The organism is Pseudoalteromonas sp. SG44-1 (assembly GCF_014164315.1).
Taxonomy (GTDB): domain Bacteria; phylum Pseudomonadota; class Gammaproteobacteria; order Enterobacterales; family Alteromonadaceae; genus Pseudoalteromonas; species Pseudoalteromonas rhizosphaerae.
The window spans coordinates 35,011-61,533 of sequence record NZ_JACJEW010000022.1; the positions used below are offsets into that span (position 1 = coordinate 35,011).

General features: G+C 40.6%; 26 protein-coding genes and 2 tRNA genes. 9 read left to right on the forward strand and 19 right to left on the reverse strand.

Going from position 1 to position 26,523, the window contains the following annotated elements; all coding sequences use genetic code 11:
- Window positions 1-212: 212 nt before the first annotated feature.
- Window positions 213-1,193: an ion channel gene (locus tag H5187_RS11785; protein WP_145241414.1), complete on the reverse strand. Its 981-nt coding sequence runs from the start codon at window positions 1,191-1,193 to the stop codon at window positions 213-215.
- Between the two features lie 85 nt (window positions 1,194-1,278).
- On the opposite strand from H5187_RS11785, the gene H5187_RS11790 reads away from it, so the two are divergent.
- Window positions 1,279-2,010, forward strand: a complete 732-nt coding sequence (locus tag H5187_RS11790) for a M48 family metallopeptidase (RefSeq protein ID WP_182718135.1) — start codon at window positions 1,279-1,281, stop codon at window positions 2,008-2,010.
- A 38-nt stretch (window positions 2,011-2,048) separates the two neighbouring features.
- On the opposite strand, the gene H5187_RS11795 is transcribed toward H5187_RS11790, so the two are convergent.
- Together H5187_RS11795 and H5187_RS11800 are read right to left on the reverse strand one after the other, a co-directional pair.
- A tRNA-Tyr gene (locus tag H5187_RS11795) sits at window positions 2,049-2,133 on the reverse strand.
- Between the two features lie 49 nt (window positions 2,134-2,182).
- Window positions 2,183-2,267: transfer RNA gene (locus H5187_RS11800), tRNA-Tyr, on the reverse strand.
- Window positions 2,268-2,379: 112 nt separating this feature from the next.
- On the opposite strand from H5187_RS11800, the gene H5187_RS11805 reads away from it, so the two are divergent.
- The 3 genes from H5187_RS11805 (at window position 2,380) to H5187_RS11815 (ending at window position 4,514) form a co-directional block, all read left to right on the forward strand.
- Window positions 2,380-2,901 (forward strand): VC2046/SO_2500 family protein, encoded by a 522-nt coding sequence (locus H5187_RS11805; RefSeq protein ID WP_182718134.1) that lies wholly within the window; start codon window positions 2,380-2,382, stop codon window positions 2,899-2,901.
- 159 nt (window positions 2,902-3,060) lie between these two features.
- Window positions 3,061-3,363 carry a DUF6172 family protein gene (locus H5187_RS11810; protein WP_145241408.1) on the forward strand — a complete coding sequence of 101 codons (303 nt, stop codon included), beginning with the start codon at window positions 3,061-3,063 and terminating at the stop codon, window positions 3,361-3,363.
- 206 nt (window positions 3,364-3,569) lie between these two features.
- Complete coding sequence (locus tag H5187_RS11815; RefSeq protein WP_182718133.1) at window positions 3,570-4,514, forward strand: general glycosylation pathway protein; 945 nt, start codon at window positions 3,570-3,572, stop codon at window positions 4,512-4,514.
- A 45-nt stretch (window positions 4,515-4,559) separates the two neighbouring features.
- On the opposite strand, the gene H5187_RS11820 is transcribed toward H5187_RS11815, so the two are convergent.
- Both H5187_RS11820 and H5187_RS11825 read right to left on the reverse strand, forming a co-directional pair.
- Window positions 4,560-6,179 (reverse strand): M28 family metallopeptidase, encoded by a 1,620-nt coding sequence (locus H5187_RS11820; RefSeq protein ID WP_182761446.1) that lies wholly within the window; start codon window positions 6,177-6,179, stop codon window positions 4,560-4,562.
- Between the two features lie 233 nt (window positions 6,180-6,412).
- Entirely contained in the window at window positions 6,413-6,652 is a 240-nt protein-coding gene (locus H5187_RS11825) for an RNA-binding protein (RefSeq protein WP_145241401.1), read from the reverse strand.
- A 200-nt stretch (window positions 6,653-6,852) separates the two neighbouring features.
- Here H5187_RS11825 and H5187_RS11830 point away from each other — a divergent pair, with 200 nt between their 5' ends.
- Window positions 6,853-7,563: a hypothetical protein gene (locus tag H5187_RS11830; RefSeq protein WP_182797895.1), complete on the forward strand. Its 711-nt coding sequence runs from the start codon at window positions 6,853-6,855 to the stop codon at window positions 7,561-7,563.
- 162 nt (window positions 7,564-7,725) lie between these two features.
- On the opposite strand, the gene lipA is transcribed toward H5187_RS11830, so the two are convergent.
- From lipA to leuS, 13 genes are all read right to left on the reverse strand, one after another.
- The gene (gene lipA / locus H5187_RS11835; protein ID WP_145240533.1) at window positions 7,726-8,691 is read right to left on the reverse strand and encodes a lipoyl synthase; all 966 of its coding nucleotides are present in this window, start codon (window positions 8,689-8,691) and stop codon (window positions 7,726-7,728) included.
- Window positions 8,688-9,341 carry a lipoyl(octanoyl) transferase LipB gene (lipB, locus tag H5187_RS11840; protein ID WP_145240535.1) on the reverse strand — a complete coding sequence of 218 codons (654 nt, stop codon included), beginning with the start codon at window positions 9,339-9,341 and terminating at the stop codon, window positions 8,688-8,690. Before lipB ends, lipA begins: the two co-directional genes overlap by 4 nt.
- 19 nt (window positions 9,342-9,360) lie before the next feature.
- The gene (gene ybeD / locus H5187_RS11845) at window positions 9,361-9,639 is read right to left on the reverse strand and encodes a DUF493 family protein YbeD (RefSeq protein WP_145240537.1); all 279 of its coding nucleotides are present in this window, start codon (window positions 9,637-9,639) and stop codon (window positions 9,361-9,363) included.
- A 222-nt stretch (window positions 9,640-9,861) separates the two neighbouring features.
- The gene (locus tag H5187_RS11850; protein ID WP_149980736.1) at window positions 9,862-11,022 is read right to left on the reverse strand and encodes a serine hydrolase; all 1,161 of its coding nucleotides are present in this window, start codon (window positions 11,020-11,022) and stop codon (window positions 9,862-9,864) included.
- Window positions 11,023-11,076: 54 nt separating this feature from the next.
- Window positions 11,077-11,850 (reverse strand): septal ring lytic transglycosylase RlpA family protein, encoded by a 774-nt coding sequence (locus H5187_RS11855; RefSeq protein ID WP_182718130.1) that lies wholly within the window; start codon window positions 11,848-11,850, stop codon window positions 11,077-11,079.
- Entirely contained in the window at window positions 11,850-12,956 is a 1,107-nt protein-coding gene (gene rodA / locus H5187_RS11860) for a rod shape-determining protein RodA (protein ID WP_182718129.1), read from the reverse strand. The genes H5187_RS11855 and rodA overlap by 1 nt, the downstream gene beginning before the upstream one ends.
- Window positions 12,953-14,821, reverse strand: coding sequence for a penicillin-binding protein 2 (mrdA, locus tag H5187_RS11865; RefSeq protein ID WP_149980733.1), 1,869 nt, complete (start codon window positions 14,819-14,821; stop codon window positions 12,953-12,955). The genes rodA and mrdA overlap by 4 nt, the downstream gene beginning before the upstream one ends.
- Window positions 14,822-14,830: 9 nt before the next feature.
- The gene (rlmH, locus tag H5187_RS11870; RefSeq protein ID WP_182718128.1) at window positions 14,831-15,301 is read right to left on the reverse strand and encodes a 23S rRNA (pseudouridine(1915)-N(3))-methyltransferase RlmH; all 471 of its coding nucleotides are present in this window, start codon (window positions 15,299-15,301) and stop codon (window positions 14,831-14,833) included.
- Between the two features lie 48 nt (window positions 15,302-15,349).
- A complete protein-coding gene (gene rsfS / locus H5187_RS11875) occupies window positions 15,350-15,667 on the reverse strand; it encodes a ribosome silencing factor (protein ID WP_169019778.1) in 318 nt (105 codons plus the stop codon).
- Between the two features lie 53 nt (window positions 15,668-15,720).
- The gene (gene nadD / locus H5187_RS11880; RefSeq protein WP_182797901.1) at window positions 15,721-16,356 is read right to left on the reverse strand and encodes a nicotinate-nucleotide adenylyltransferase; all 636 of its coding nucleotides are present in this window, start codon (window positions 16,354-16,356) and stop codon (window positions 15,721-15,723) included.
- Between the two features lie 16 nt (window positions 16,357-16,372).
- Window positions 16,373-17,410 (reverse strand): DNA polymerase III subunit delta, encoded by a 1,038-nt coding sequence (gene holA / locus H5187_RS11885; RefSeq protein ID WP_182740488.1) that lies wholly within the window; start codon window positions 17,408-17,410, stop codon window positions 16,373-16,375.
- A complete protein-coding gene (gene lptE / locus H5187_RS11890) occupies window positions 17,410-17,904 on the reverse strand; it encodes an LPS assembly lipoprotein LptE (RefSeq protein WP_145240554.1) in 495 nt (164 codons plus the stop codon). Before lptE ends, holA begins: the two co-directional genes overlap by 1 nt.
- 2 nt (window positions 17,905-17,906) lie before the next feature.
- Window positions 17,907-20,495 carry a leucine--tRNA ligase gene (gene leuS / locus H5187_RS11895; RefSeq protein ID WP_145240556.1) on the reverse strand — a complete coding sequence of 863 codons (2,589 nt, stop codon included), beginning with the start codon at window positions 20,493-20,495 and terminating at the stop codon, window positions 17,907-17,909.
- A 175-nt stretch (window positions 20,496-20,670) separates the two neighbouring features.
- Between leuS and H5187_RS11900 the strand changes: the two genes are divergently transcribed.
- The 3 genes from H5187_RS11900 (at window position 20,671) to H5187_RS11910 (ending at window position 24,098) form a co-directional block, all read left to right on the forward strand.
- On the forward strand, window positions 20,671-21,129 hold the full coding sequence (locus tag H5187_RS11900) for a zinc ribbon-containing protein (protein ID WP_145240558.1): 459 nt from the start codon (window positions 20,671-20,673) through the stop codon (window positions 21,127-21,129).
- Window positions 21,130-21,210: 81 nt separating this feature from the next.
- A complete protein-coding gene (locus H5187_RS11905; RefSeq protein ID WP_145240561.1) occupies window positions 21,211-23,619 on the forward strand; it encodes a Lon protease family protein in 2,409 nt (802 codons plus the stop codon).
- A gap of 2 nt (window positions 23,620-23,621) precedes the next feature.
- On the forward strand, window positions 23,622-24,098 hold the full coding sequence (locus H5187_RS11910) for an FKBP-type peptidyl-prolyl cis-trans isomerase (RefSeq protein ID WP_149980730.1): 477 nt from the start codon (window positions 23,622-23,624) through the stop codon (window positions 24,096-24,098).
- Window positions 24,099-24,143: 45 nt separating this feature from the next.
- On the opposite strand, the gene H5187_RS11915 is transcribed toward H5187_RS11910, so the two are convergent.
- On the reverse strand, window positions 24,144-25,583 hold the full coding sequence (locus H5187_RS11915; RefSeq protein ID WP_220493069.1) for a sugar porter family MFS transporter: 1,440 nt from the start codon (window positions 25,581-25,583) through the stop codon (window positions 24,144-24,146).
- A 382-nt stretch (window positions 25,584-25,965) separates the two neighbouring features.
- On the opposite strand from H5187_RS11915, the gene H5187_RS11920 reads away from it, so the two are divergent.
- On the forward strand, window positions 25,966-26,493 hold the full coding sequence (locus tag H5187_RS11920; protein ID WP_145240584.1) for a hypothetical protein: 528 nt from the start codon (window positions 25,966-25,968) through the stop codon (window positions 26,491-26,493).
- Window positions 26,494-26,523 lie beyond the last annotated feature (30 nt).

Consider the following 26,523-nt stretch of genomic DNA (forward strand, 5'->3'; position numbering starts at 1 on the left):
ATCACCTGAAATATATGTTAAGACAATTAATTAATTTTGCGCAAATGCCTGTTATTTGTTTACATATTTAGCTGCAAAATTTAACAAAATCAAAAACTTTTTAAAATCAATTCGCTAAGTTTCATTGTGCGCAATGATAGCATCATTTATAACCAGTTTTATAGCAGGTATTTAGCTGAACTATTTATTTTCGCAGATAAAGTAATCGGTAATTATCGGGTCATACGTTTGACAAATACGACTACGAATAATGCCAGAGAGAAACTCCCGCAAAACGCTTCAACTGCAGCAACGAATCGGGAGAAACCAACCGGAGTAATATCGCCATATCCTAAGGTTGTAAAAGTAACCACGCTAAAATAGAAGCTATTAAGTAGGGCTAATAAATTATCACTTAATGTTGCCGCCGGATTGAACTGCATAATACGACCAGCATCCATCACCCCAAAAATAAAATAACACAGGGCGCAGCAGATGATCAGTGACAAACTAAAACGGATCACATTTTCAGGCTTTTCACCATACCCGCACAACATATCAATACAGCTCGAGGCTAATCGTTTTTTTGAACCTCGTGGATATTGTGCGTGACGCATCCGCAGCTCTTTGTACGTGAAATTACCCGCCAGTTCAAATAAGCCTTGTTGTTCTGATGCTTTACGTAAATTGCGAAATATTTCTTCTGATTGTTCAAATAAGTCAAGGGCTGCGCTTTTATCTGTATGTTTAAGCGCTGCTTTAGCTTGTTTTTCCTGTAATAGTTCAGCGCCTAGCTCAATGTTATCAATACGGGTGTTGTTTAGTTTTATACCCAATAAATTTGTATCTTGTAGGTTGCAGTAATGCAGGCTTGCTTCGTGCAAGTTGGCTTTCATCAGTGAACTGTGGGCTATTTTATTATTAAACAGATGAGCGTTGGTGAGCGTTGCACGATAAAAATTACTGTAAGATAAATCAAAGCCATCCTCATCATCTTGTTTTATCAAATTAAGCCCATTAAGGTTAGCGCGTTTTAATTGCAATCCCTGTAATAATCCTCCCTTTTTTGCATAGCGCTCTAATTTTTGGGTCAGATCTAAGCCTGACTTATCAAATTTGGCATCATGCCAAAAACAAAAACCTGAACCCATGTCTGTTTCTTGACAATGATGGCCATCGGGAGAGGTATAACGACAACAAGGCTTATCAGGCATGTTTGATATCGCTTTATTTAATTCTACTTAGATATAGATTAGCAGTTATTTTGCAAGGTATTATAGTGACCTGTTAATTAGTTTAATGACTGTCGGTCAATTACAAGAGTTAGGTTTGTTTGAATATACATTAAAACGTAGTCGCCGCCGCAAAACTGTCGCTATCAAAGTCCAGCAACAAAGTGTCACAGTTTATGCGCCTGTTGGGGTTGCTAAAAAGGAACTTGAAAGCTGGCTGCTAAGTAAAACTGACTGGATCAATGCGCAAATTAACAAGCAAAGTCAAATGCTTGATACTCGCCAATACCCATTACAAGATAATCGCGTACTGGTTTTTTCACAACCTGTGATACTGACTTATGGTGTCAGCTCGCGCAGCGCATGGCAGCTAGTAAAAAATCAGCAGGGAGATGTGTTACAGCTAAATCTTTCTGGACGGGTTAAGCATCAGCAGCCAATGTACCAAACCTTGCTCGAAAGTTTTTTACATGAGCAATTAGAAAATTATATTGAAATGCGTGTACATGCTTATTGCCTACAAATGGCAGAGACTTTACCTAGCAGTATTCGCATTCATACTTATAAGCGTCGTTGGGGCAGTTGTAATCGACGACGAGAATTGACCTTTAATTTGTTATTAGCCAGTGCGCCGCAGAGTATTATTGATTATGTGATTGTGCATGAACTAGCTCACTTGAAATATTTAAATCACAGTGCCGCATTTTGGCAGCGCGTCAGTGAGTTTTATCCTGATTATAAGCAAGCAACAAAATGGCTAAAGCAACACGGTGCGAGTTTACAATGGGTAGTCGAATGAGTTAGCGAGAATAAAGTTTTGCTGATAGATAAGAAAAGTGGTGGAGGGAGCTGGATTCGAACCAGCGAAGGCTGAGCCGTCAGATTTACAGTCTGATCCCTTTGGCCGCTCGGGAACCCCTCCACACTAATTTTGTCGCATTTGCCCCCACTTAACTTAGCGGTAAGAAAAGTGGTGGAGGGAGCTGGATTCGAACCAGCGAAGGCTGAGCCGTCAGATTTACAGTCTGATCCCTTTGGCCGCTCGGGAACCCCTCCAATGCAACGGCGCTGATAATAGCAAAGTGAGCATTTAAGTAAAGAAAAAAGCTAAAGAAATATTAAATAAAGCCGATAAATATCTATTACTAACTGCAATCGGCTAAAGTCTATGCAAATCGATGATTTGTTAATCACAGAGAGTCAACTTAACAATCGTCTTGCCAAAAGTGTCTCAGAACACCGTCGTGGCGAGTTTGCATTATTATTGGCAATGCTTTCTCATGACGTGTTAGATTTTAGTCAATTTCATCTCCCTAAAACCCCATTTGATGCACATGCTTCAACACCAACTGAAGCGCAATTACGTGAACAATTAGGGGCAGGGCCTGAGCAAGCATTGGCTCCAGATGAATTTGATATGCTCATTGGCCAACATAATGCACAGCTATTACAACAAGGCAGCATGGCAGATATTCGTTTACGTTCGTGCCTTGCGCCGGAACCATTAGTGATCAGAGATGATAAAAACCATATTCCACTAATGGTGATTGATAATTGCGAACTAGTCGTGCGAAAGCGTCATTTAGATAAAGAAACACAGCTAGATCATCCGCAAATGGATGCGGCTGCATTTTACGATAGCCTTAATAATGCAGATCTTCATCAACCCTTACACCTTGCCCAAGCGTGATATTAAGCTGTAATAATTATCGGTAAAAATATTTTATTTATTTTAGTGTAAAAAAAGCATCCACAAACTAAATGCAATTGCTATAATGACCCCAAATGGCATTTCCAATTTACTTGGTATTATTGCCATCATCATTAAATCAAGGTAATTAGGAACGTAATGAAGAAAACATTCACGCTGAATCACGAGAAAATCAAATACCCTCGCATGGTAGATGCTGCAAAGCATGAAGTAAAAAAGTATTTGAAAAGAGAGCGTAACAAAACGTTGCCAATTGATGCTGATTACTGGGCATTTGATTGTAAATTTGGTAACACAGCTGAAGATGCCCAAGTGGTGCACGTTGCTGAAATTAGCAACTCAATCAGCGAAATTGAAAAACAAGGCTTAGAGTCGTTTTATGTTGAAATCATTGCTAGAGCTGCACAACGTCAAGTGCAAGACTCTGATGATGAAATTTAAAAGTAATTGATTTAATGAAAGAATGGGCTAAGTAGCCCATTTTTTGTGCTTGCAAAAAAGTAAGTCCAGCAGTTTATTTTGCACCCGGTTGGTGCGAAATGGATCTTTTCTCTTCTTCAGATAATGCAACCAGTTGATTTATAAGTTTTTGTAAAGTTGGTTCCGTAATTGCTATTACTTTTAATAATGCAGTTAGGAGCAAACACATGGCAAGAATGAGTTATATCAGTAGCGTCGAACGTTACCAAGAATATCAAACCGTGATCCACGACTTACTTGACTCAGTGCTAGCAAGCTTAGAAGACGGTGTTAAAAAACAACAAGATAATCGTTACTTAATCGCTCAATACCCATTTTTAGAATTACAATACTGTCTAGATAAAAATGGCGTGCAGCTAGGTAACAATGTCTGCTTTAAACGTCAGTATATGAAAACCTTAAATAATCATGGCGATTCACAGGATTTGAGTGAACGGCCGTATTTTCAAGGTATCCAACAGCAGCAACATACTCGTTTTACGCCGCCCTATATTTCGATCGCGACCAATCACTTATGTATTTCAGCAATAAAATCGTTACATGCTTCATATGGCGAAAATCGCTATTTAGTGATTGATGTATGTCTAACGCAATTAATCGAATTTATTATGGGGGATCGTACTCGCGCCACGATGACGCCATTTTTTAAAGCGGGTTATGGCATTATTGTCAGTTGCTTATTTATCTTAGTGTTATTTTTACTTGGTAGGGTGTTTGGTGATATTTATAGCTTACTGTTTGTCCGCTCTATAGAAAATGATCCGCTCGAACCGTTTACGATCATCATTTTTATCACCCTCGCGTTAGCAATATTTGATTTAGGTAAAACGATTCTCGAAGAAGAAATTTTAATGCATAAAGATATCTTTAGGCACAGTTCAACGCGGCGCACTATCACACGGTTTATTTCAACTATTTTAATTGCAGTGTCTATTGAAGCGTTATTAACGATGTTTAAGGCAGCGCTGGGGCAGTCGCAGTATTTATTACCGGCAATTTATATGATGTTAGCGGTTGTAGGGCTATTGATTGCGTTGGCTATTTATGTGTATTTAGGGGCAAAAGCCGAAACCTTATTATTGAGCGCACAACGCAATAAGAAAGGGCATTAATAAAAATGGGGTAGGCGATGAATGCCTACCCCAACTCAACTTAATTTATTCTGCGCGGTCTTGGGCGCGACGAGTTTTAAAATCTGAATCGGCTTGCCATTTTGGCCAATCACCGTTGTTTGCCAATTGTGATGCGATATCAACAATTAACTCGATGTCTTGTTTTACACCACCTAATGACCACTGAGCAGAGTAATCATCAGCTTCTTTATGGTATTTATGAGCAATATAATCTGGATCTGTATCACCTAAACTCATAAACAGTAAACCAGGTACGCCTTGTTTAGCTAGTGAGAAGTGATCTGATCGGAAGAATAGGCCGTTTTGTGGCACGGGATCCATTTTTACATGACGGCCTTGTTTGCTTGCGGCTTTGCTAAGGTAGTCTTCCATTTGTGATAAGCCTTTGCCGTATTGCAGTATGTAATCGGTGCCATCTAGCACATTCATACCATCAATATTTAACAGAGCGACCATCTGCTTGGTAGGGATAAGTTCGCCACTGGCAAATTGCTCTGAGCCAATTAACCCTGTTTCTTCGGCGGTAAAGTTCGCAAAAATAATCGAGCGCTTAAACGGTTTTTGTTTATGCATGTTACTTAATATACGAGCGATTTCAATTGTGGCAGCACTGCCTGAGGCATTATCAACTGCACCATTATAAATTTTTGGCCCGCTATCAGTTTGCTTAGTGCCAAAATGATCCCAATGTGCGCTGACCACAATATATTCATCAGGCGCTTCACTGCCCGTTAATTGCGCAACAACATTGTGTGATTTAGCATGTGACACTTCGTTTTTAAATGCAAGGTTCGCTGTTAAATTAAGCGCAGTAGCTTTAAAGTCGTCGTTAAGTGCTTGTTGCTTTAATTGTTGATAGCTCAAGTTTGCTGATTTAAATAACTGCTCGGTTGCATCGAGTGTTAGCCAACCCATTACCGGTAGTTCTGATGCGTTTAGGTTGTTATCCATTAAGGTGTATTTTGTGCCTGTATTTGAGCTTTCAACTACGCCCCAAGGATATGCAGCTGGCGCTGTTTCATGCACAATAAACACTGCGGCTGCGCCTTGGCGAGCGGCTTCTTCGTATTTGTAAGTCCAGCGACCGTAGTAGGTCATAGCGTTGCCGGTAAATAGCGCATCGTCTTGCGTAGCAAACCCAGGATCATTTACTAACACAACAACCGTTTTACCCGTTACATCAATATTTTTATAATCATTCCAATTATACTCGGGCGCATTAATGCCATAACCAACAAATACTACCTCTGAATTACGAACATCAATAAGTGGCTGTAATTGTTTCGTTCGCGCCGTAAAATCTTTACCAGCGGTAAAGCTCAAGTCGCCAATTTTTAATTGCATGTTTTGATCAGCGGTTACCATCGCCATTTTTACCGGCTGTAAAAACTTATTATTATATGCACCAGTTAATCCAAGCGCTTGGTATTGGTCACTTAAGTAACCCACAGTTTTTACTTCACCGCGCGTTAATGGACCGCGTCCTTCAAATTCGTCTGAGGCAAGGGTTTTAATATGTTGTTTAATATTGCTTAAATTTACACTGGTTGTATTGTCAAGCGTCGTTTGTTCTTGAGCAGGCTCTGAACAGCCAGTTAAGCCCAATAATAAAGTTACACTGAGCGATTTAAAAAGAGGAGTCATAATTGCAGGTTTTTAAGGATACATACTGTGACTATATGGGGTGTCGGTTTTGCTGTCTAGTTTTTTGCCATGAAGCGCAGATATTTTTATAAAATACAATTAGTTGATTTTGGGTACTATGATTTAGGGGCTGAATTAAATTTCGTTGGGTGAAAGGGACTGGCGCAGAAGTTGTGTGAAAAAAAGCTAAAAGCCAGCGAAGAGTGCTGGCCTTTTGCAACAAAATAACACGTTTAAGCGTCAGCTTTCTTTACGCGGATCTTGCTTTTATCAACAGTACTTTGATTCAATGCTTTTATTGCTACAGCAGCTTCTGCATCGTTTGGCATTTCTACAAAGGCAAAGCCTTTCGATTGGCCGGTTTCTTTATCTAGTACTAAATTACAATCGGCTACTTTACCGTGTTCAGTAAAAAGTACGCGGATTTCATGTTCAGTGATAGTGCGTGATAAGTTTCTAACTAATAGTTTCATAAAGAACCATGTTTTAAAAATAACAGGGGTGATTGTCTCAAGGAAAAGCCGTTTGACCTAATGATTAATTACAAACCGCAAAAATAGTTTTTGGCTGATAGCCAAAGAATAAAGTAGGTTCCTTTTTTGGGGGGGAATAGTTAAAGCATAAGAATAGTTAGCCGATAACAACTTAGCTATAAAAAAAACAAGGACGTAATATGCAAGTTAACTCGAAAGATACATATCCACTATTGCAACCTACTTCAAACAGTTCGCTGGTCGAAATCAACACGCCAGTGAATAGTAAAGAGCAATTAAAAAGTGAAATGGAGCGCCTAGCGAAGGACATCTATCATAAAGGGCAGTTTAAAGAGCCTGATGCAACATACTATAAGCCTGTAAATAAAGATGCCAATATATTAAGACCTATTGAAGAGGTTATGTATGATATTGGCGTTGCTACAGTTCATTTGTATATGCCTGGTGGTGATGTCCCTAAAGCAGTTGAGAAGATGCTTTCACCCTATGATAGCGTTATGGCTGAATTAAGGAGTGAACAGCCTTCTTTAGCAAATAAAAGTTGGGGTATTTCTATCAATGAGTCAGGTGAGCTTACAGTAACGGGTTCTCTTAATGATGATGAAAAGGCAATCATTGCAGAAAAACTAAATAGTAATGAAGAGCTAGTCACTGCCGTTAATGATTTTAAGTCTAATTATTTAAAGTATATTAAGATGGAGCCTAGAGGCTGGGGTAATTATGACGTAAATGAGAGTAATTTTGCGGACGTCTTTGATTTTAGAGAAATGTTAGAAAGCTCAAGGAGTAGCGAAGAGTTTAAAGCAACGTGGGATTATGAAACAAATTGGCTTAAGTTGAACGATAATGTTTCAGCACAATTGAGAAGCAATGCTTCGAAACGAAAATAAACGTTGAAAAATATATGCTAAAAATTTTTACAACAACTAAGAAGAAATGCTCTTAAAATTAACTTTAAGGGTTTAGCATGAAAGGTAAGACCATTAATATAACAAAAAAGCCGTTAGTGATTTAATCCATTACTAACGGCTTTTTCAATTCTGTAAAAATGATTACTTCACTTCTTTACCCGCAGCTTGTTGATCAGCATGGTAGCTTGAACGAACAAATGGGCCTGATGCGGCATGAGTAAAGCCAATTTCATCAGCGTACTCTTTAAGCGCGTCAAACTCTGCTGGTGGCACGTAGCGTTTTACAGGTAAGTGATGCTTTGATGGCTGTAGGTATTGGCCAACCGTTAGCATATCGACATTATGCGCGCGTAAATCACGCAGTACTTCTTCGATTTCGCTAATTTCTTCGCCAAGACCAACCATTAGACCTGATTTAGTTTTCACTTCAGGGTGTGCTTCTTTAAAGCGACGCAGTAATTCTAATGACCATTTGTAGTCAGCACCTGGGCGCGCAAGTTTATATAAACGCGGTGCAGTTTCAAGGTTATGATTGAATACATCTGGTGGCGTTTCTATTAAGATTTCAAGCGCTCGGTCCATGCGACCACGAAAATCAGGCACTAAAATTTCGATGGTGATTTTTGGGTTATACTTACGAATTTCACGAATACAATCAGCAAAATGTTGTGCGCCGCCATCACGTAAATCATCACGATCCACAGAGGTGATCACCACATAGCTTAACTTCATATCGCGAATAGTAAGAGCCAACTTCTCTGGCTCTGCGGCGTCTGGTGTTAACGGACGGCCATGGGCAACATCACAAAATGGGCAACGACGAGTACAAATTGCGCCTAAAATCATAAAAGTTGCTGTACCGTGATTAAAGCATTCTGATAAGTTAGGGCAAGAGGCTTCTTCACACACTGAATGCAGTCCGTGCTTACGCATGGCTTGTTTAATGCCGTCGATCCGCTCAGTTGATTTAGGTAAGCGAATTTTTAGCCACTCTGGCTTGCGTAACATTTCGTTTTTTTCAGTGGGTAATACTTTTACTGGGATCAACGCCATTTTTTCAGCGTCGCGTAGTTTTACCCCTGGTTCCATCTTGACTGGTTTATTCATTCGTTTTCAAACCCTTCAGTATACTTAACCTGTGTCGCATTAAGTTTTTTAATCATATGTTTTACGAGCCCAGCACCTGCTTGCGCAAGGTTTTCTGGGCCGTTCAAGTCGGTTGTTTGCACCATGTTCATACCGGCGTAACCACATGGGTTGATACGTAAAAACGGGCTCATGTCCATGTTTACATTCAATGCTAGACCATGAAAAGAGCAGCCACGGCGAACACGAAGTCCTAATGATGCTATTTTGCTATCGTTAACATAAACCCCCGGGGCATCTGCTTTTGCGTAGGCTTTAATACCGTAATCATTGAGTGTATCGATAATACACTCTTCAAGCCATGTGACCAATTCTCGTACGCCAATTTTCAAGCGACGTAAGTTAAATAATACGTACATCATTTGCTGGCCCGGTCCGTGATAGGTTACTTGACCACCTCGGTCAACCTTGATCACTTCTATATCTCCAGGTGCAAGTAGGTGTTCATCTTTACCTGCTTGGCCTTGCGTAAATACTGGCTCATGTTCAACGAGCCATATTTCATCCGCATCATGCTCAGTTCGAACATCAGTATAGTTTTGCATTTGTTGCCAAATTGGCATGTAACGCTGTTTACCAAGTTGACGGACGATTAAGGTATTTTCGCTCACAGCTTACTCCGCTTAGCGTTTAAAGCATGTGTCGTACGTCATCAATCGCACTGATCACGTTATAAATTTCTTCAATATGAGTGCCGCTGGTCACGGTAACGACTAAGCTAACTGACTCATAATTACCTTTGCTGCTAGGTTTAACTTTTGGAGCGTAGTCGCCAGGGGCAATAGGTTGTAACTTAGTTAGAATTTGGTCAGTTAAGTTGACGTTTGCCAACCCCATTACTCTAAATGTAAAAGGGCAAGGGTATTCTAAATATTCATCAAATTTAGTATTTTTTACCGGTGTAGCCACGACGTTGACTCCTCATACTTATATGTGTGTTTAGTATTTATTACCAAACAATAAACCGATTAGATAACCTGTTCTCGACCTTTATAACAATTGAATTAATCGCTTACATAAGACAATTGGTATCCTGGTTATTTGCGGGTTAGATATGGGGCGCATTCTACCATCTTTAAAGCAAAAAAAAACGCCTTGCTTTGCAAGGCGCTTATATTATTTGGTAGCGTTTTACATTATTTGTAAACGTAGGTAATCATAAATTTTACTAAAGAAGCTACCTTCTTCAACTTCTTCAAGCGTTACCAGAGGATACTGAGCAATTACTTCGCCTTCAAGTTGTAAAGATAAAGTACCTACGGTAGAGCCTTTCGCTAATGGTGCCTCTAAAACTTTATCAAGTTTAAAGTCGGCTTTTAAATTTTTACGTTGGCCGCGTGGAATAGTGATCGGCGTATCAACTAAAATGCCTAACGATACATTTTCTTTGTTACCCATCCAAATACGTTGCTCGGCAAAACTGTCGCCGGCTTTGTAAGGTGTGATTGTTTCAAAAAAACGAAAACCATAGTTAAGTAATTTTTTACTTTCTACTTTACGTGCACGTTCACTCGAAGTACCCATAACCACGGCGATTAAACGCATATCATCTTTAGTCGCTGAACTTACTAAGCTGTAACCTGCTTCCGATGTATGACCGGTTTTTATACCATCAACGTTTAAGCTTTCATCCCATAACAGTGAGTTACGGTTGTATTGCTTAATGCCGTTAAAAGTAAATGATTTTTGTGAGTAAACCGCATACTCGTCAGGTACATCACGAATAAGTGCTGCACCTAAGGTGGCCATATCTCGAGGGGTTGTGAAGTGTTCGTTGGTATCTAAGCCATGGCTATTAATGAAGTGGCTGTTACTCATACCTAATTTCTCAGCATGGGCATTCATTAAGTCTGCAAATGCGCTTTCGCTACCGGCAATATGTTCTGCCATTGCTACGCAAGCATCATTACCTGACTGGATAATAATACCGTGGTTTAAATCGTTAACACTAATTTGCTTACCCACTTCGATGAACATTTTCGAAGATTCAGGAAAGTTTTTAGCCCACGCTTTTTCGCTTACCGTAACCATATCTGTTGGCGCTATATTGCCTGCTTTGATTTCGGTACCAATGACGTAGCTGGTCATCATTTTAGTTAAACTGGCAGGTGCTAGGCGAGTATCAGCTTCACCCTCGGCAATAACTTTACCAGTGGTAAAATCAACAAGAAAATAACCTTTTGCATTAACTTGAGGCGGTGCAGGGATGATTTGGGCGGTCGCAGAAAAAACGGCAGCAGAGCAAACTACGCCACATACACCGCTAATAATTTTGGATTTAATAGATTTCATCATACTCATTAATGGTTAAAGTTAAAGATTCGCGTTTACCTCATTCTAAAGGTGTTATTCACTATAAAGCAAGAACGCGTTTTGAAATTGATCCTGTTTTAGTTTTTCAAGTACTTGCTGAGCTTGCTCAGCATTTTTAATTGGCCCTAAACGCAGCCTATAAATAGCATCTTTTTCCACAATATTAGTGGGCAATTGGTATTGCTGGCGTAAAGTGTACGCTAATGCTTCAATATTTTTTAAGGTACTGCCTGCAGCGACTTGAATATAACTCAAACGCGCAGTCGAATCGGCCATTGTAATAGCTTCAAGCTTAACCTTGGCTGTACCATGATGATAGTAACCAAGTTTATACGCTGCTGCATAGGATAAATCGATTAAGCGATCATCATGAAATGGGCCACGATCATTTACACGGACAATCACAGATTTGCCATTACTGGTGTTGGTTACTTTTACAAAGCTAGGCAAGGGTAACGTTTTATGAGCGGCAGTCATCGCAAACATATCGTAGACTTCGCCATTTGAGGTGTGATAACCATGAAATTTACGGCCATACCATGAAGCGATACCTTCTTCGCTATAACCAGTTTCATCTAGCATCGGAGTATAGTTTTTGCCGTTAACTGTGTAAGCGCGCCCAGCACTGGCACTTTTGCTAACCTCTGTGACTATGGCATCTTGCATTTCTAATTCAGTGGGTACTCTCAGTGGTGCAGAATCATGGCGCATACTATACCGGTCACTGTGATTTATACCTGAAGAGCTACAGGCACTTAAAAAAACCACTAACCACAAACAGCTGAATAATTTTAAACAGTAGCGCATTATTTTAACAGCATCCTTTTATCAGTTGCGATAGACATAATAATGCCAAACCCGGCCATTAAAGTGACCATCGACGTACCGCCATAACTTATCAATGGCAATGGTACACCCACCACAGGTAGTAACCCTGATACCATGCCAATATTTACAAATACATAAACAAAAAAAGTCAGCGTGAGTGCCCCTGCCAGTAATTTACCAAATGCATCTTGAGCATTAACTGCGATATACAAACCGCGACCAATAATAAATAAATACATGGACAATAAAACACATACACCAAAAAGGCCAAATTCCTCACTAAGTACTGAAAAGATAAAATCAGTATGGCGTTCAGGTAAAAACTCTAATTGTGATTGCGTGCCTTGCAGCCAACCTTTACCTTCAATACCACCAGAGCCGATAGCTATTTTTGATTGGATAATATGATAACCAGAGCCAAGAGGATCGCTTTCTGGATTGAACAAAGTTAGTACCCGCTGTTTTTGATAGTCATGCATACCGTAATGCCAAAAAGGCCATGCAGCTAAAGCAACCAAAGCGCTTAAAAAGCCGATTAATCGCCAGCTTAAACCAGACAAAAATAATACAAAGATCCCTGAACTGGCAATTAAGATGGAGGTACCTAAGTCGGGCTGTTCTTTGATCAGGAGTGTGGGAACCATAACAATGGTAAAACCAACAACTAAGTGCAGTGCTCTTGGCGGCAAATGATTACGGCCAATATACCAAGCCACCATCATAGGCACGGCTATTTTCATTAATTCAGCAGGTTGAAAGCGGGTAATGCCTAAATCTAACCAGCGCTGAGCGCCTTTGGAGCTGACGCCAAATAACAGCACCCCAACCAGCATCATTAACCCAACACAATATAAAGGAATAACTAAACGCTTTAAGGTCGCGGGTGAAAATTGCGCTAAAATAATCATACCTAAAACAGCGCCGCCCATCCTAGTAATATGACGGATCATCATTGCAGGGTCTTGACCACTGGCGCTATAAACAACGGTTACACTGCCTGCCATCATTAATAGCAATGCCAGCAGTAGCGGCAAGTCAAGATGCATACGCATCCAGATTGAACGGCCATCATGCAAACTGGTCATGGTGTGTTATTCCTAGCAAGATTAACGGGATTTGCGGCAAAGTAGTAATCCATTAGTTGGCGAGCAATTTGCACACCGCCATGATTGTTTTCTAGAACAACAGAAACAACGATTCTGGGATCCTCATAAGGTGCAAAGCCTACATAGATAGTGTTATCACGTTGACGCTCTTTGAGGGATTTTGCATCGTATCGCTCACCTTGAGCAATACTGACTATTTGTGCGGTGCCTGTTTTACCTGCTGAATCGTAATTTGTTCCTTTAAATGCTCTGTGTGCAGTACCTGAGGTTTTTTGAACAGTGTTATGCATAGCATCTAATGCGACCTGCCAATGGCGAGGATCTTTTAAAATAACGGGTGGCTTTTCTTCATTATTGATCTGTGTGACGTCATTGTCTTTTTTTACAACTTGTACTAAGTGTGGAGGGTGATTAACGCCACGATTTACTAATATATTCATCGCGTTTGCGATTTGTAGGGGAGTTGCGGTCCAATAACCTTGGCCAATGCCAACAGAGATAGTATCGCCGCGCCACCATGATTCTTTAAAACGGCCTTCTTTCCATTCTTTTGATGGCAAAATAGCCGTGGTTTCTTCATGAATATCAATACCGGTTAAATCACCGTAGCCAAACTGTGCCATAAAATCACTGATTTTGGTGATCCCTAATCGATAAGAAACATCATAAAAATAGGTATCACAAGACTCTTCAATGGCTTTGTAAACATCAACATGGCCATGGCCCCAACGTTTCCAATCTCGCCACTTATGATCAACATTCGGAATTTGGAAGAAACCAGGATCCCACATTGACGTTTGCTCGGTAACGAGACCTTCTTCAAGGGCCAGAACAGCCATGTGAGGTTTTACCGTCGATGCTGGCGCATAACGCCCTTGTGTGGTTCGATTGATTAGAGGTCGGTCAGGATTTAATAAGGCTTTGTAGTTTTTACTGCTAATGCCGTGAACAAATAAGTTCGGATCATAACTGGGATTGGAATAAAGCGCCAACACGCCTCCGTCTTTGGCGTCCATGACGATCACAGCGCCACGCATATCTTTAAGTGCATGTTGGGCAATTTGCTGCAAGCCAACATCAAGAGTAAGAACAAGATCATTACCCGGCTGCGGAGGAGTCATACTTAAGGTGCGAATGACGCGACCACGATTATTGACTTCAACCCGCTGCGAACCTACTTGGCCATGCAGCAGTTGTTCATAATATTTCTCAATACCGAGTTTACCAATATCATGGGTTGCACGGTAATTAGTACCTTGCTCTTGTGCTTCGAGCTGAGCCAGTTCTTTTTTATTGAGTTTAGCAACATACCCTAACGCATGAGTTAGGGTGTCTGCAAACGGGTAGTAGCGTGCCAAACGTGCTTCGATACTAAACCCTGGGAATTTATGCTGATTGACCGAAAAACGGGCTACTTCTTGTTCGTTTAAACGTGCTTTTAATACTTGACTCTTAAAGCGACGGTTATGTTTTATATCATCAAGAAAATCGTTTTTTTGTTGCTCTGAAATATCAATAAATTGTGTCAGTGCTGACAGTGATGCATCAAGATCGTCAACTTCTTCAGGAATAACTTCTAAATTATAAACCGGTTTATTTTCAGCGAGCAACACACCATTGCGGTCATAAATAAGGCCTCGGTTAGGAGCAATAGGAATAACTTTAATGCGATTGTCGTTAGAACGTGTTTGATAATCTTGGTGATCATCAACTTGAATGGTATATAAATTGGAAAGTAAAACCGCGACTAAAATAGTAACAAATACAAACCCCACAAAGGCGCGACGAGCAAATAGGTTAGCTTCTGCTGAGTGGTCTCTAATTGTGGGTCTGTGTTTGCGCATGAGTAAATGTTACTCGCGATGATACGGGTGGTTATTGTTTAAGCTCCAGCCTCTATAAAGGCTTTCAGCAACAATAATACGCACCAATGGATGGGGCAGGGTCAAATTTGATAGTGACCATTTTTGCTCTGAAGCTGCAATGCACTCCGGCGCTAAGCCTTCAGGGCCGCCAATTAGCAAACTGACATCGCGGCCATCCAGTTGCCACTTTTCCATGTCTTTTGCTAATTGGTGAGTATCAAGCGCTTTGCCTGTTACCTCAAGCGTCACAATACGATTGCCTTTAGGGATTGCGGCTAAGGTTTTTTCACCTTCAATATGCAAGATTCGTTTGATATCTGCATTTTTACCACGTTTGCCTGCGGGAATTTCAATTAACTCCAGCGCCATATCTTTTGGAAAGCGGCGCTGATATTCTGCAAAACCCGTTTCTACCCACGCTGGCATTTTGGTGCCAACGGCAATCATCTGTATTTTCACGTGTTACATCCAAACTCGGTTAAAAATTAGTGAGCGTTTAGCTTGGTATTAGCTCCATAGTTTTTCGAGGTCGTAATAGCTACGTGCTTGATCTTGCATTACGTGTACGATTACATCGCCTAAATCAACCAGCGCCCATTCACCATCTGATTGGCCTTCATAACCTAGTGGTTCTTGACCTGCGTGACGAGCTTCTTTTGCTAAATGGTCTGCAATTGACAATACATGACGCTTTGACGTGCCAGAACATACAACCATAAAGTCGGTAATGTCTGAGCTTGCAGTTACATCAATATTAACCACATCACGTGCTTTCATATCGTCGATTTTGTCTATTGCAAAGGCAAGTAGTTGTTTCGTATCCAAGGTGTTATCTCATTTAAAAGTGAATAGCTGTTATTTTATCACGCAACCAGTATTTATTCACCACTTAGATAAAGTTGCTGTGATTGAATATACTGACCCACGGCACTGGGAAGAAGTTCATTGTAATTTAACCCCTTTTTTATCGCATTACGTATATCGCTTGAGGCAATGGCCAGTTCTTCGCCAGTTAAAAAGTATAATTTGCCGCCAGAGTGTGCTGCAAGCTCTGCGCTATCACTACATTCGGCCGCTTGTTGGTATGCGAGTAACTCGCCATGGGCAGTGCATTTTAGGCCTGGGCGTTGAAATACCACAATATGACAAAGCTGAGTAATTGTTTGCCACTCAAACCATTTATCTAAGTTATTAAACGAATCCATGCCAATTAAAAATAATAATGGTTGATCTGGAAATTGTATGCGGATCTCTTGCAGGCTTAATAATGAATATGACGGGCCACTGCGATTGAGTTCGCGTAAATCGAGTTGAAAATATGGGTAAGGTGCAATCGCAGCATTAAGCATGGCAACGCGGTGTTGCGTGCTTATTCCCGGAGCTGCTTTATGAGCTGGGATCGCACATGGCATAAAGTATAAAGTTGTTAAATTGAAATGCTCGACACAATGCTTAGCCATATTGATATGGCCTAAATGAACGGGGTCAAAAGTCCCACCAAACAGTGCAATCATCATAAACGCCTAATAATTAGTTGAGCGGATGCGCAGGCAAAGGAAACGTCAATGGTTGGCAAAATACTAAACAAATATGTGCTAATGCTTGATACGGTTTGACTAAATTACCTTGCTTATAACTGGCATCAAATTGTGCGAGCAACTGGGTGATTTGCTCTAAAGTATGTATCGACAAACGATTAAGTGCTTGTTGAATCGGCCCTTGCTGATTTTTCCAGATGGCTTTTTGTTTAAATAGCGTTGCCAGTTGTTCACCTTGTTGTAAGCCTAATTGTAGGCTTAGTAAGGTATTTGCTTCTTTAGTAATGGTCCATAAGATACTCACAGCTTCAGTGTTATCGCCAGCGAGTTTATTTAATACTTTAATTGCTTGGTGACTATTACCTTGTAGCAGTGCATCACTTAAATCAAAAATATCAAACTTGGCTTGATTAAGTAGGCCTTGTAAAACCTGCTGTTGATCGATCATAGCAGTGCCATGCAATAACGACAGCTTTTCGAGCTCTTGAAAACACGCTAACAAATTACCTTCAGTAGCATCAATTAGGGTGCGTTTGGCATCTGCTTGCATATTGATTTTTAAGCGCTGGCACTGCTCATCAAGCCAACGGCTTAAATGATTGCCGGTCAGGGGGTAGCAGGGTACAAATACGCCCAGTTTATCTAACGACTTAAACCAAGCACTGCGCTGAATATCTTGACTGGCCTTGGCCCCTTTTACAATAAGTACGGTGTCGGGGTTGTTTAGTGCTACGAGCTGTTTAAACGTTTGGCTACCAACAATACCTGGCTTTTGAAAATTAAGGTCTAGCTCGATTAAAGTACGAGCACTAAATAACGACATACTTTGATATTGCGCTATTAGCTCTTGCCAATCAAAACCGGGCATTAAGGTAAATTTAACAACCTCATCAAAACCTTGCTGTTTCGCAATCTGACGAATTTGTTGAGCGCATTGTGCTACTTGAAAGGGTTCTTCACCAAATACTAAATAAAAAGGCTGTAAGCCTTTTTTTAATTCATTGGGTAATTGATTCGCATAACAGCGCATTATAGTTGCGACAGCTCTCTAACAATACGACGACTAGCTTGCATGCGAATTTCATTCAATAGCAACTCTAACTCTTTTGCTTTTGCTAAAGCGTTATCAGGGTCGTCTTGATAATTACGATAAAGCTCAAAACGTTGTTCAATTGCTTCTTTGCCAGGGCGCTTGAGTAAGTAGCGAACACTATAAGCTAACTCGTACTCGGCAACCTGACCATTTTTAAATAATGATAAGGTTTGACGTTCAAGACGATCTTTATATAAATACAGCTGAGCGACGTTTTTCTTAGGCGTGTCGAGTAACTCAACTTTGCTCAATGTGAGTTCTTTGCCAAGCATCGCAAATAACGCTGATTTTTCATCATCACCGTTTAAAGTTAAGGTGGCCAAGTCATCAGGCAGACTTGAGGCTTTTTTAAGGTGAAAGCCGCAGCTAGATAACAAAAAACAGACTAGCGCTAAGGCTAGTCCGTTTTTAATGGCATGAATAGCAGCCATAATTAGTTAGCAACCACGTTAAGTAGTTTACCTGGTACGTAAATAACCTTACGGATTGTTACGCCATCAGTGAACTTAGATACGTTAGGTTCAGCAAATGCTAGTGCTTCTACTTGCTCTTTAGTAGCATCAGCTGGCACCGTTAATTTTGCGCGTAGTTTACCGTTAACTTGCACGATGATCAGTTTTTCATCTTCAACAAGGGCAGACTCATCAACTACGGGCCAAGACGCATCTAAAATATCGCCTTCTTTACCCAATTCTTGCCACAATTGATGTGACAAATGCGGCGTAATTGGTGCAAGCATAATTAGCAGCGCTTCAAGCGCTTCGTTGGCAATCGCTACATCTTGTTTGTCAGCTAAAGGTGCTTTTAACAATTTGTTTGAGATTTCCATGATTGCCGCAATGGCAGTGTTGAATGTTTGACGACGTTCAACATCATCAGTCACTTTTGCAATTGCTTTGTGCAGCTCACGACGAAGCACTTTTTGCTCGTTGTTTAATGCTGATTTGTCTAATGCTTGGAAACCAACAGTGTTTACATCAACCGCATATTTCCATACACGTTTAATGAAACGATGTGCCCCTTCAACACCTGAATCAGACCATTCAAGCGTTTGCTCTGGTGGTGCGGTAAACATCATAAATAAACGTACCGTATCAGCGCCGTATTGAGCGATAACTTGTTGCGGGTCGATACCGTTATTTTTTGATTTAGACATTTTGCTCATGCCTGATGAGAATACTGGCTCGCCGTCAACTTTATGCCATGCTTTAGTCACGCGGCCTTTGTCGTCGGTTTCAGTATTTACATCACTAGGGGAAATCCAAATGTCGCCACCTTTTTCATCTTTACGATAAAATGTTTCGGCAAGTACCATGCCTTGGCATAATAAGCGGTCAAATGGCTCATCTGAATTAACTAAGCCAAAATCACGTAATAATTTATGGAAAAAGCGCGAATACAATAAATGTAAAATAGCGTGCTCAATACCACCAATGTATTGGTTTACTGGTAACCAGTAGTTTGCCGCAGCTGGATCTAGCATACCTTTGTCATGGCGTGGACTACAGTAACGTGCGTAGTACCAAGATGATTCCATAAACGTATCAAAAGTGTCAGTTTCATGAAACGCAGGTGCGCCATTAACTGTGGTTTTAGCCCATTGTGGATCTGCTTTGATTGGCGATGTTACACCGTTCATTACCACGTCTTCTGGTAAGCGCACCGGCAGCATATCTTCAGTCGCAGCAAGTTCGTTACCGTTTTCATCGCTTAACATTGGGATTGGTGAACCCCAATAACGCTGACGGCTAACACCCCAATCACGTAAACGGAAGTTTACTTTACGCTCACCAACACCCAGTGCTTCAAGTTTGTCGGCAATAGCCTTAAATGCGCCATCAAAATCAAGGCCATCAAATTCAGCTGAATTTACCAGCACACCTTTTTCAGTGAATGCCGCTTCATTTAGGTTTACTTCAAGATCTGAACCTGCGACAGGTGCAATGACTTGTTTGATGTCTAAACCGTAAGCGGTAGCAAATTCAAAGTCCCGTTGGTCGTGCGCGGGTACGGCCATTACAGCACCTGAGCCATAATGCATTAATACAAAGTTGGCAACCCAAATTGGTACTTGCTCACCGGTAAGTGGGTGAGTAGCAAAAAAGCCCGTTGCGATGCCTTTTTTCTCCATCGTCGCCATATCAGCTTCAGCTACTTTGGTGTTTTTGCATTCATCAACAAAGCGTGCCACAGCGTCGCTATTTTTAGCTGCTTCTTGTGCGATAGGGTGTCCGCCTGCAACAGCAACATAAGTCACACCCATAAAGGTATCAGGGCGAGTGGTATAAACGCTGAATGTTTCGTTGTTATCGGTGCGTTTAAACTCAATATCTAACCCTTCAGAGCGACCAATCCAGTTGCGCTGCATGGTTTTAACTTGCTCTGGCCAATCTTCTAACTTGTCTAAGTCGTCAAGTAGCTCTTGCGCGTAGTCAGTGATTTTAATAAACCACTGTGGAATTTCTTTTTGTTCAACTACAGCACCTGAACGCCAACCGCGACCATCAATAACTTGCTCGTTAGCAAGTACTGTTTGGTCTACTGGATCCCAGTTTACCGTTGACATTTTTTTGTACACTAGGCCTTTTTCGTAAAGCTTAGTGAAGAACCACTGTTCCCATTTGTAATATTCTGGATGGCAAGTTGCGATCTCACGATCCCAGTCATAACCAAAACCTAATTGCTTAAGTTGGGTACGCATGTAATCGATGTTCTCGTAGGTCCATTTTGCTGGCGCAGTTTTATTTTTAATTGCCGCATTTTCAGCCGGTAGACCAAACGCGTCCCAACCCATAGGTTGCATTACGTTTTTGCCTTGCAAGCGTTGGAAACGAGAAACAACATCACCAATCGTGTAGTTACGCACATGACCCATGTGGAGTCGGCCGCTTGGGTAAGGGAACATAGAAAGGCAATAATACTTTTCTTTGCTCTCGTCTTCAGTGGCTTTAAATACTTGGTTTTCTTCCCAGTAGGCTTGGACTTTTGACTCTATGTCTTGCGGGTTATATTGCTCTTGCATCTACGGTTCCAGACTTCTTGCAAACTAATAAAAAATTGCCGTTAGGATACCCCAAAAAAAGCACTAATCACAGCGTCAAATCAGTGGATTTTATATGAAATTAGTTTTCAGGGCAGGTTAACCTATACTTGTGTAAGGTATAGGTTCGCTAAACACAGTTCTGAAGGAGTAAACAATGGCTGATTATAAGACGTGGTTAACAGATTTGAGCACATGGTTGAAAGACGTAAAAGATCATGAGCTAAAAGATGCGATGGATAAGTTTATTGAATCTGAACAAGCGCTAAAAGATTTAGGACAAGAAAAATTAACTTTATACAGTGAATATTTAAAGCGCGATATTGAACACATCCAAGAGCACGATCAACACTATGGTTCCCTTGCATGGCAAGAGCTTAAAGAGTCTTTGTGGTTTGAACTTTCACATATCGAAGACAAAACTCAACTTGAGTGGCAAGCATTAAATCAAGATTTTAAGCACAATGGGGTATATCACCAAGGCGAATGGATAGCCATGGGCACATTAGTATGTAAGAATTGCCAATATAGTTATGATATTTACCACGCTACGCAAATTACAGCGTGTTCGCAATGTGATGGTATCTACTTTAGCCGCAAGGCACTACAACCTTAAATAGTTAGTGAACAGTGCCTTTTAGTGCACTGATGCCACCTTACAAAATCAACGAATATGTTGGTATAAAAAGAAGTTAGAATGACGAAGAAACTGCTGCCTTTATCTGTGTCGGCCCTTGCGCCGACAATTTCACTTAATCATGTACAAACGTGCATGAACAATCCATATCCTGAAACCTTGACTTTCATCGGTCAACAGCGGGCGCAAAGTGCGCTTGATTTCTCGTTAGGGATGGAATTACCTGGTTACAATGTGTATGTAATGGGGGAGGCCGCGCATGGTCGGTTTACCTTAGTCAAAGATAAACTTCAAGCACACAGCAAAGGCCGGCCAACACCAAATGAGTGGTTATACGTTAATAATTATGACGACCACCGCGAGCCTATCGCAATGTTTTTACAAGCAGGTCAAAGTAAACAGTTAGCTGATGATATTGACTCATTTATTGATGAAGTACTCGACACCTTTCCTGCAGCGTTTGATAACCCAGCGTACCAGCGTAAAAAGAAAAAAATCGACCGTGAATTTAACGACGCTTACGATAGCGCAATTACTGCTGTGGAAATTGCCGCGCTTGAGCAAAGTGTTGCCTTAATTGAAGAAAAAAGTGTGGTTGGATTTGCCCCGCTGATTGATGGCAAACAACTAAGCGATGCTGAATTTGCTGAGCTTGATGATGAATTGCGTGAACAATTTTATGAAGTAATTGAAAAACTCGAAGATGCACTCATTGAGGCACTGATTGAGTTGCCTCGTTGGAAACGTGAATCATCTGAAAAACTCCGTAATTTAAAAAAATCCACCGCAGAGCTGGCTACTAAGCCATTACTAAAAGATCTTGAACATAAATATGCTGCGCACATTGGAGTATTACGCTATCTAAAAGACATCCGCGTGGAAATTATTGATGCGGTACTTGAGTGGCTCGATGATGAAGATGTTAGCGACGAAAACAAAGAAGATTTTGACCGTAAAGGGATGCTTACCGACTTTTTTGCACCTAATATTTTAGTTGAATTTAAAGAAGGTGATGCTGCCCCTGTGGTGTATGAGCCAAATCCTACCTTTGGTAATATTTTTGGCAAAATTGAATATGCTACTTCACAAGGCTCATTGATCACCAGTTATCGATCGATTCAGCCGGGGGCACTGCATCGCGCTAACGGTGGTTATTTGATTATGGACGCTGAAAAAGTGATGGCTAATCCACAAGTGTGGGATGGTTTAAAGCTGTCATTAAAAACTCATCAAATCAAAAATGATTTACCGTATCAAGATAGTGCTGTTGGCAGTAGCTTTACCTTGCGTCCACAGTTGATCCCGCTTGATGTAAAAATTATTTTACTCGGCTCGCGTGAGTTGTATTACACCATCGGTGAATATGACGAAGAGTTTGCTGAGCTGTTTAGAGTGTTAGCCGATTTTGATTATTACCTGCCAAGCAGTGATAAATTACAGTATCAATTTATCACTAAAGTGATTGAGTACTGTGAGCAGACGCTAAAGTGTAGTCTAACTGAGTCAGCGATGGCACGATTACTGAAATTTAGCTACCGCCAAGCAGAACACCACAATAAGCTTTCAGCTCGTTTTGCTGATGTATTAGAGCTAGTGGCAGAAGCCAGCTTTTATACCAAGCAAGATAACTTAACTTTAATTGATGCCCATCATATTGATGAAGCGATTGAAGGCAAGCAATATCGTACTGGGCAAATTAGCGAAAATATGCTCAGCGATATCAAAGAAGGGCATACCTTAATTGCCACCGACGGTCATGCTGTAGGTAAAGTAAACGGTTTAACAGTATTACACATTGGCGATACTTCTTTTGGTACTCCGGCACGGATCACCGCTACGGTTTACGCTGGTGCGGATGGGGTAATTGACGTTGAGCGAGAAGCCGAACTAGGTAAAGCCATTCACTCCAAAGGTGTCATGCTACTGACTGGCTATTTAGGTAATAAATATGCGCAGCAATTTAGTTTAACGCTCAGTGCTAATATCGCCATTGAACAAAGTTATGGCTACATTGATGGCGACAGTGCGTCATTAGCTGAGTTGTGTGCGCTTATTTCTGCAATTACTAGCTTACCTATTAGCCAGTCAATTGCACTGACTGGTTCAATTAACCAGCACGGTGACGTGCAAGCCATTGGCGGTGTAAACGAAAAAATTGAAGGGTTTTTTAAGCTTTGCAAAATGCGTGGTTTAACGTCTGCGCAAGGAGTAATAATTCCTAAATCAAATCAAGTAAACTTAGTGCTTGATGACGAGATCCTCAATGCAGTAGAGCTTGGCAAGTTTCATATTTATGCAGTTGAAACGGTTGACCAAGCGCTTAATTTACTGATGGATATTGCAGCAGGCGAGTTGAGCGACGGGCAATATCCTGAAAACTCAGTTAACGGCATTGCCTTAGCCCGTTTAAGTGAAATTGCAGATATCGTTAATGGCGATAACGACGAAAAAGAACACGAGAAAGAATAATCATGATCAACATTATTTTGGCGATTATCATCGCCATTTTATGCTTTTTGATTTTTCAAAATAGCAAAAAAGTAAAGCAACAAGCGGTCGCTAATGCGCAAATCGAAGCCGACTTTTTAGTGGCAAACAGCAAGGTTGAAGGGGTTATTGAGACCGCATCTGGTCTGCAATATAAAGTTGTTAGCAGCAGTGGTAGTGAGGCAAGACCAAGCCCAACTAGCATGGTGAATGTGCATTATCACGGTACTTTGCTAGATGGCAGTGTATTTGACAGTTCTGTTGAGCGTAATAGCCCAATCAGTTTTGGTTTAAATCAGGTAATAAAAGGCTGGACTGAAGGTTTGCAACTGATGAGTGAAGGCGATAAATACACCTTTTATATCCCTCATCAATTAGCTTACGGTGAAAAACGTGTTGGCAGTATTCCTCCAGCCTCTTTACTTATATTTGAAGTTGAATTACTTAAAGTAGAGTCTTAGTTGAAAAAATGGCGAAATAAATACATTCGCCATTTTAAACAACTTTTACATGGCTTCTAGCTTGATACCACGTGTTTCTTTTATATATTTAACAATAAAAAATACGCTAATAAAGGCCGAAATAGCATAAAACCCATAGGCACCAGCTAAACCAATACTACCGAGCATAATCGGGAAGGTCATGGTAATTGTAAAGTTGGCAAGCCATTGCGCACTTGCTGCAACAGCTAAAGCAGCCCCTCGAATACGATTATTGAACATTTCGCCTAATAGTACCCATACAACAGGTCCCCAGCTTAAGCCAAAAAATACCACAAAGAGATTAGCCATGATAAGTGCAAACGTGCCCATACTGTCAGTTAATGCAAGTTTACCTGCCGCATCGAGGCCTGCGCTACCAAAGGTATAAGTTAATGCACTTAAACTAATAAACATACCAATACTACCTACTAGTAATAATGGTTTTCTGCCTACTTTATCGATAAGCGCAATTGCTATAAAAGTAGATAAAATATTGGTAGTACCCGCTAATACATTGATGAATAAAGATTGTGATTCATCAAAACCCGCTGCTTGCCAAAGCTCAGAGCCGTAATAAAAGACCACATTAATGCCTACAAATTGCTGAAAAACAGACAAAGCGATACCAACCCATACAATTGGGTGTATTTTCTTTTTACCGTCAATAAATAAGTCACGAATACTTGGTTTTTTATCGCCATGAAGTGACTGCTTAACATCGTTTATTTGTGATTGGGCATCATCATTGGATATTTTTTTAAATACAGCTTTGGCTTTTTCTAATTGGCCTTGGGCAACTAAATAACGCGGCGACTCTGGTATAAATAATACTCCCAACAGAAATAATCCTGCAGGTACAAGTTCTGCCCAAAACATCCAGCGCCAAGCCGCCAGCTCAAGAATAAAAATACCTTCAGCGCCGTTTGCCGCCGAAGCGATCAGGTAGTTACTTAAAAAAGCAGCAAATAAGCCAAGTACAATTGCTAATTGTTGCAGTGTTGCTAATCGTCCACGCAAAGCCGCAGGTGCGACTTCAGCAATGTAAGCGGGTGCCAATACAGATGCAGCGCCAATACCGAGACCACCAAATAGACGATAAAAAATAAATTCAGCGGAGCTGTCTGCAATGCCTGAACCAAACGCGCTAATGGCAAATATTACTGCAGTGATGATCATAATTGAGCGGCGGCCAAATTTATCAGCAAGCGGGCCCGCAATCAGCGCACCAAGAGCACAACCCAGTAAAACCGACGCAACATTAAACCCTGTTGCGACGCTGCTTGAGTTAAATGTTTTGCCAAGCGCCGACACAGTTCCGTTGATAACCCCGGAGTCAAAGCCAAATAAAAAGCCACCAATTGCTGCAACGCCAGATATAAATATAACGTAAAGTAGAGAATGGGTGTTTGTTGATAAAGAGTGATTCGGGCTATTAATCTTGCCCGACGATAAAGGTGTTGTCATGGTGATATACCTGGTTATTGTTGTAACGAATTATATAGTAGTGTGAGGCGACGCATATTTTAACATGATTTTATCGGGGCTGACTCTTTCATAACTAATATTAAAGTTATTATTAAGCACTTCGAGTAGACCTTTAACGTCGCCAGTTTTGAACATGCCTGCAACGTGTACTTGCTTCAAACGTTCGTCATCAGTATTTATAGCTATAGTGGCTCAAAGTTATGTTGCAGTCTTTGATGCTAAAATATTTGCTTTTAGAGTTTAACCATTAGTAGCTTCCTAGTATTTGGGTAATAACAAAGGGTAATATTTTTGGAGAAGAAAGCTAAAGTCTTATTATTTTGTGCCGATATTATTACCAGGATAATTTTAAGGATGAAATATGAAGATCTTACCTGTTATTACTATTCCTGAAGCTCATGGGTTTCAAAGTAAATACGAAAAACGACTTGAAGAACAAGCAGCGCAAACAGAACAGCCTGAATATATTTTGTCTGAGTTTTTAGATGCTAAAGCGCAAGAGTATAGCGAAGATGATGTGAATTTTGCTGAACAGTATAACAATTTACAAAAAGTGTATGAAGATTTCGCTCAAAAGATCATCGTGCTACAAGAACAAATTAATAAATTAAAACAAGATCCAATTCAGCGAAATCTCAAGCTTGAAAGCCACAATAGCAACTTTATACAGCTGGAAAAAAATACCGAAGCGCAAAATTTAAAAATAGATCCTGAGCATACTGGTGCGAAAAAATACCGAGATTCTCAACAGCAAGAGCAAATTGATATATTAGTTCAGCAACTTAATGAGCTAAAGTCCAACCACGCAGAAATAAAGAAACAGATGATAGAAATGGTTATCACAGAACTTAAAAAGCGAGGTAACGAAGAATATGATTTTAAAAAATAATTTTAATATTTCCAATATAGCAGCTTAATT